1 protein-coding gene is annotated in these 1443 nt (G+C 68.3%); it reads right to left on the reverse strand.

All coding sequences use genetic code 11. The features are described 5' to 3' along the window. Nucleotides 1-1443, reverse strand: a 1443-nt coding sequence (locus ACWD0J_RS41270; protein WP_451501004.1) for a polyketide synthase dehydratase domain-containing protein, incomplete at both ends; no start/stop codon positions are given.

Below are 1443 nucleotides of genomic sequence, written 5' to 3' on the forward strand. Positions count from 1 at the left end.
GGTCAGCCAGGATTGCAGGTGGGTGAGGAGTGCTTCGGTGGCTGCGTGGGCGGCTGCCGGGCCTTCGTTGTCCTCGCCGGTGTTGGGGATGTAGAGGTCGACTTGGTCGGGGTCGATGTCGCCTGTGGTTGCTTCGGTGGGCTTCCAGGTCATGTGGAAGAGGCTGTTGCGGGTGTCGGTGCCGGTGCTGGTGGTCAGTGCGGCGGGGTCGATTGGGCGGGTGGTGAGGGTGGTGATGGTGGCGACGGGTGTGCCGGTGGGGTCCCAGGCCTGTATGGATATGTCGTTGCCGGTGGTGGTGAGGGTGACGCGTAGGTGGGTGGCGTTGGTGGCGTGGAGGGTGACGCCGGTCCAGGCGAATGGCAGGCGCAGGTCGGTGCTGGTGCCTGTGGTCTGGGTGGCGAGGGGGTGGAGTGCGGCGTCGAGGAGGGCGGGGTGGATGGTGTGGCCGGCTGGGTCGGCGCTGTCGGGCAGGGTGATCTCGGCGTGGAGGGTGCCGTCGGGCTGTGTCCATACCGCGGTGACGCCTTGGAAGGCGGGCCCGTAGTCGTAGCCGTTGTCGGCCAGTTGGGTGTAGAGGTCGGCGGTGTCGACGGGGGTGGCGTTGGCGGGCGGCCATTGGGTGAGGGGCTGGGCTGACTGCTCTGCGGTGGTGAGGGTGCCGGTGGCGTGGCAGGTCCACGGCTCGGTGTCGTCCGGCTGGTTGGTGTGCGGGCGGGAGTGGATGGTGACTTGCCAGCCGTTGGTCTCCGGGGTGCTGGTGACTTGGAGGTCGCGGCTGGATGTGTCGTGGAGGATGAGGGGGGTGTGGAGGGTGAGTTCGTCGAGGTGGTGGGCGTCGGTGTGGTCGCCGGCGTGGAGGGCCAGGTCGACCAGGGCGGTTCCGGGCAGCAGGACGGTTCCGGATACCGCGTGGTCGGCGAGCCAGGGGTGGGTTTTGAGGCTGATGCGTCCGGACAGGACGGTGGTGCTGGTGTCGGCGAGCTGGGTGACCGTACTCAGCAGCGGGTGTCCCGTGACGGCCAGGCCGAGGTCGGTGGCGTCGGTGAGCTGAGTGGGTGCTTGGAGCCAGTAGGGCTGGTGTTGGAAGGGGTAGGTGGGCAGGTCCAGATGTTCTGACGACTCCCCCCGCTGCGGCAGGTGGGGGGTGAGGTCGACGTTGTGGTGGTGAGTGTGGAGAGTGGTGAGGGTTGCCAGGAGGCGACTGCTGGTGTCGTGATGACGTGTGAGGGTGGGATGGTGGTGCCCACCCGCCGGATGCATGCCGAGGATGTCGGTGAGGGCGGCTGCCAGGACGGGGTGGGGGCTGGTTTCGATGAGGGTGTGGTGGCCGTCGTCGAGGAGTTGCAGTGCGGTGGTGTGGAAGTGGACGGGGTGGCGGAGGTTGTCCACCCAGTAGGCGGCGTCCAGCAACTGGCCGGGTTCGAGGAGGCTGCCGAGGTA

This window comes from Streptomyces sp. NPDC003011 (genome assembly GCF_053591515.1).